The sequence below is a fragment of the Paraburkholderia sp. RL17-368-BIF-A genome (genome assembly GCF_046054045.1).
Taxonomy (GTDB): Bacteria; Pseudomonadota; Gammaproteobacteria; order Burkholderiales; family Burkholderiaceae; genus Paraburkholderia; species Paraburkholderia graminis.
The window spans coordinates 1-5,438 of sequence record NZ_JARESN010000036.1 but is presented as its reverse complement, the minus strand read 5'-3'; the positions used below and the strand labels follow the sequence as shown (position 1 = coordinate 5,438).

Here is a 5,438-nt window from a genome sequence, read left to right as displayed (position 1 = left end):
TACCTACTTTCACACGGGTAATCCGCACTATCATCGGCGTGGAGTCGTTTCACGGTCCTGTTCGGGATGGGAAGGGGTGGGACCGACTCGCTATGGTCATCAGGCTTTGACGGGTTGCTGTAGCGCTCAGGGAGCAGTACAGCCAATCTGGAAGAAGTAGCTGAGAGGATGCCTCTCGTTTTGCACGTTTATGCGTGCGGGCTGTGCTGTTTCTGGCACAACATCGATCACTCAACCGTGTGTGGTCTGCATAAGACCCTGCGCGTGGCGCAGGGTGGGGCATCCATAAGTGCTGAAGCACTAACGGCTGCCGACACACACCTGTTATAGGATCAAGCCTTACGGGCAATTAGTATCAGTTAGCTGAACGCATTACTGCGCTTACACACCTGACCTATCAACGTCCTGGTCTTGAACGACCCTTCAAGGGGCTCGAAGCCCCGGGGATATCTCATCTTAAGGCGAGTTTCCCGCTTAGATGCTTTCAGCGGTTATCTCTTCCGAACATAGCTACCCGGCGATGCCACTGGCGTGACAACCGGTACACCAGAGGTTCGTCCACTCCGGTCCTCTCGTACTAGGAGCAGCCCCCTTCAAATATCCAGCGCCCACGGCAGATAGGGACCAAACTGTCTCACGACGTTTTAAACCCAGCTCACGTACCTCTTTAAATGGCGAACAGCCATACCCTTGGGACCGGCTACAGCCCCAGGATGAGATGAGCCGACATCGAGGTGCCAAACACCGCCGTCGATATGAACTCTTGGGCGGTATCAGCCTGTTATCCCCAGAGTACCTTTTATCCGTTGAGCGATGGCCCTTCCATACAGAACCACCGGATCACTATGACCTGCTTTCGCACCTGCTCGACTTGTCGGTCTCGCAGTTAAGCACGCTTATGCCATTGCACTATCAGCACGATTTCCGACCGTACCTAGCGTACCTTCGTACTCCTCCGTTACACTTTGGGAGGAGACCGCCCCAGTCAAACTGCCTACCATGCACTGTCCCCGATCCGGATTCACGGACCAGGGTTAGAACCTCAAACAGATCAGGGTGGTATTTCAAGGATGGCTCCACGCAAACTGGCGTTCACGCTTCACAGCCTCCCACCTATCCTACACAGACCGGTTCAAAGTCCAATGCAAAGCTACAGTAAAGGTTCATGGGGTCTTTCCGTCTAGCCGCGGGGAGATTGCATCATCACAAACACTTCAACTTCGCTGAGTCTCGGGAGGAGACAGTGTGGCCATCGTTACGCCATTCGTGCAGGTCGGAACTTACCCGACAAGGAATTTCGCTACCTTAGGACCGTTATAGTTACGGCCGCCGTTTACCGGGACTTCAATCAGGAGCTTGCACCCCATCATTTAATCTTCCGGCACCGGGCAGGCGTCACACCCTATACGTCCACTTTCGTGTTTGCAGAGTGCTGTGTTTTTATTAAACAGTCGCAGCCACCAGTTTATTGCAACCCCTTCACCCTTCTGGCGCAGGCCAGTCAGGCTACAGGGGCGTACCTTATCCCGAAGTTACGGTACCAATTTGCCGAGTTCCTTCTCCCGAGTTCTCTCAAGCGCCTTAGAATACTCATCTCGCCCACCTGTGTCGGTTTGCGGTACGGTCACTGTTGAACTGAAGCTTAGAGGCTTTTCCTGGAACCACTTCCGATTGCTTCGTCTCCGAAGAGACTGGCCTCGCACCCTTGAATTCCGCGCCCGGATTTGCCAAAGCGCCTTCTCCAATGCAAGGACCGGGACTTCCAACACCCGGACAACCTTCCGCGATCCGTCCCCCCATCGCATTCAACACTGGTGCAGGAATATTAACCTGCTTCCCATCAGCTACGCATTTCTGCCTCGCCTTAGGGGCCGACTCACCCTACGCCGATGAACGTTGCGTAGGAAACCTTGGGCTTACGGCGAGGGGGCCTTTCACCCCCTTTATCGCTACTCATGTCAGCATTCGCACTTCCGATACCTCCAGCACACTTTCCAGTGCACCTTCGCAGGCTTACGGAACGCTCTCCTACCATGCACATAAATGTGCATCCGCAGCTTCGGTATATGGCTTAGCCCCGTTACATCTTCCGCGCAGGACGACTCGATCAGTGAGCTATTACGCTTTCTTTAAAGGATGGCTGCTTCTAAGCCAACCTCCTGACTGTTTTAGCCTTCCCACTTCGTTTCCCACTTAGCCATATTTGGGGACCTTAGCTGGCGGTCTGGGTTGTTTCCCTCTTGACACCGGACGTTAGCACCCGATGTCTGTCTCCCGTGATTGCACTCTTCGGTATTCGGAGTTTGCTATGGCGTAGTAATCCGCAATGGACCCCACAACCATGACAGTGCTCTACCCCCGAAGGTGATACACGAGGCACTACCTAAATAGTTTTCGGAGAGAACCAGCTATTTCCAGGTTTGTTTAGCCTTTCACCCCTATCCACAGCTCATCCCCTAACTTTTCAACGTTAGTGGGTTCGGACCTCCAGTACGTGTTACCGCACCTTCATCCTGGCCATGGATAGATCACCTGGTTTCGGGTCTACACCCAGCGACTGAACGCCCTGTTCGGACTCGCTTTCGCTACGCCTGCCCTAATCGGTTAAGCTTGCCACTGAATGTAAGTCGCTGACCCATTATACAAAAGGTACGCCGTCACCCTCTTTCAAAGGCTCCGACTGTTTGTATGCATGCGGTTTCAGGATCTGTTTCACTCCCCTCCCGGGGTTCTTTTCGCCTTTCCCTCACGGTACTGGTTCACTATCGGTCGATCACGAGTATTTAGCCTTGGAGGATGGTCCCCCCATCTTCAGACAGGATTTCACGTGTCCCGCCCTACTTGTCGTACACCTAGTTCTTCCTCGCTGTTTTCGTCTACAGGGCTATCACCTGCTATGGCGGCACTTTCCAGAGCCTTCGACTAACAATGAAGATAAAGAGTACAGGCTGGTCCCATTTCGCTCGCCACTACTCTGGGAATCTCGGTTGATTTCTTTTCCTGCGGTTACTTAGATGTTTCAGTTCACCGCGTTCGCTTCACATGGCCTATGTATTCAGCCACGGATACCTCAAAAGAGGTGGGTTTCCCCATTCGGACATCTACGGATCAAAGCTCGTTTGCCAGCTCCCCGTAGCTTTTCGCAGGCTACCGCGTCCTTCATCGCCTGTGATCGCCAAGGCATCCACCACATGCACTTGTTCGCTTGACCCTATAACGGGTGTGTCTTCTCGGCCAGTGTTGGTGCTTTAGCACTTACTCTGGCCCGATCCCCGAAGGGGACCAGCGATCCGATCACTCGCTACAGGTTGAGTATTCGTGTTGCGCCGTATTCCAAGAGCAATCTTTCGATTACCTTTAAAATACATCGATACAATCACAACCCTGATTCACCTACTCGCACACCCATCTCTAAGCATGCTTTCGTGAATCTCTTTACTACTTCTTCCTGATTGTTAAAGAACGACAGCCGATATAAAGCTCTGCTTCATACCACTTGCTGACTGGCTCAATCGCCAATGCACAACGCTCTGCCTGTTTCACAGAACGCTACGCATTGAGGATTGGTGGAGGATGACGGGATCGAACCGACGACCCCCTGCTTGCAAAGCAGGTGCTCTCCCAGCTGAGCTAATCCCCCGGTCATACAGAGATCGCAGGAGTCACAGCCGACCAGCTCACCAGACATGACATGGTGGGTCTGGATGGATTCGAACCATCGACCCCCGCCTTATCAAGACGGTGCTCTAACCGACTGAGCTACAGACCCCTGAGTCTGTCTGCGTTTCTTCACTACAGCCGATAAGCGTGAGCGCTCAACGTTTGACACGTTCAGCTCTGGAAAGGAGGTGATCCAGCCGCACCTTCCGATACGGCTACCTTGTTACGACTTCACCCCAGTCATGAATCCTACCGTGGTGACCGTCCTCCTTGCGGTTAGACTAGCCACTTCTGGTAAAACCCACTCCCATGGTGTGACGGGCGGTGTGTACAAGACCCGGGAACGTATTCACCGCGGCATGCTGATCCGCGATTACTAGCGATTCCAGCTTCACGCACTCGAGTTGCAGAGTGCGATCCGGACTACGATCGGTTTTCTGGGATTGGCTCCACCTCGCGGCTTGGCGACCCTCTGTTCCGACCATTGTATGACGTGTGAAGCCCTACCCATAAGGGCCATGAGGACTTGACGTCATCCCCACCTTCCTCCGGTTTGTCACCGGCAGTCTCCCTGGAGTGCTCTTGCGTAGCAACTAGGGACAAGGGTTGCGCTCGTTGCGGGACTTAACCCAACATCTCACGACACGAGCTGACGACAGCCATGCAGCACCTGTGTTACGGCTCCCTTTCGGGCACATCCACCTCTCAGCGGACTTCCGTACATGTCAAGGGTAGGTAAGGTTTTTCGCGTTGCATCGAATTAATCCACATCATCCACCGCTTGTGCGGGTCCCCGTCAATTCCTTTGAGTTTTAATCTTGCGACCGTACTCCCCAGGCGGTCAACTTCACGCGTTAGCTACGTTACCAAGCCAATGAAGGCCCGACAACCAGTTGACATCGTTTAGGGCGTGGACTACCAGGGTATCTAATCCTGTTTGCTCCCCACGCTTTCGTGCATGAGCGTCAGTATTGGCCCAGGGGGCTGCCTTCGCCATCGGTATTCCTCCACATCTCTACGCATTTCACTGCTACACGTGGAATTCTACCCCCCTCTGCCATACTCTAGCCCGCCAGTCACAAATGCAGTTCCCAGGTTAAGCCCGGGGATTTCACATCTGTCTTAGCGAACCGCCTGCGCACGCTTTACGCCCAGTAATTCCGATTAACGCTTGCACCCTACGTATTACCGCGGCTGCTGGCACGTAGTTAGCCGGTGCTTATTCTTCCGGTACCGTCATCCCGCCCGGATATTAGCCAGGCGGTTTTCTTTCCGGACAAAAGTGCTTTACAACCCGAAGGCCTTCTTCACACACGCGGCATTGCTGGATCAGGCTTGCGCCCATTGTCCAAAATTCCCCACTGCTGCCTCCCGTAGGAGTCTGGGCCGTGTCTCAGTCCCAGTGTGGCTGGTCGTCCTCTCAGACCAGCTACAGATCGTCGCCTTGGTAGGCCTTTACCCCACCAACTAGCTAATCTGCCATCGGCCGCCCCTGTAGCGCGAGGTCCCGAAGGATCCCCCGCTTTCCTCCGCAGAGCGTATGCGGTATTAATCCGGCTTTCGCCGGGCTATCCCCCACTACAGGACACGTTCCGATGTATTACTCACCCGTTCGCCACTCGCCACCAGGATTGCTCCCGTGCTGCCGTTCGACTTGCATGTGTAAGGCATGCCGCCAGCGTTCAATCTGAGCCAGGATCAAACTCTTCAGTTCAAACCTGTTACTGTTTTCGGGCTCTTTCGAACCCGGTCGCTCACTCAACGTACTGACGAAGTGT

The 5,438-nt window shown here is 54.0% G+C and carries 2 tRNA genes and 3 rRNA genes; all 5 read right to left on the bottom strand.

Features of this window, described 5'->3' with window-relative positions:
- A 5S ribosomal RNA gene (rrf, locus tag P0D87_RS31470) occupies positions 1 to 104 on the bottom strand; the annotation flags it as partial.
- 224 nt (positions 105 to 328) lie between these two features.
- A 23S ribosomal RNA gene (locus P0D87_RS31465) occupies positions 329 to 3,211 on the bottom strand.
- Positions 3,212 to 3,564: 353 nt separating this feature from the next.
- A tRNA-Ala gene (locus P0D87_RS31460) sits at positions 3,565 to 3,640 on the bottom strand.
- 52 nt (positions 3,641 to 3,692) lie between these two features.
- Positions 3,693 to 3,769 (bottom strand) — tRNA-Ile (locus tag P0D87_RS31455).
- Between the two features lie 72 nt (positions 3,770 to 3,841).
- A 16S ribosomal RNA gene (locus P0D87_RS31450) occupies positions 3,842 to 5,374 on the bottom strand.
- Between the last annotated feature and the right edge of the window lie 64 nt (positions 5,375 to 5,438).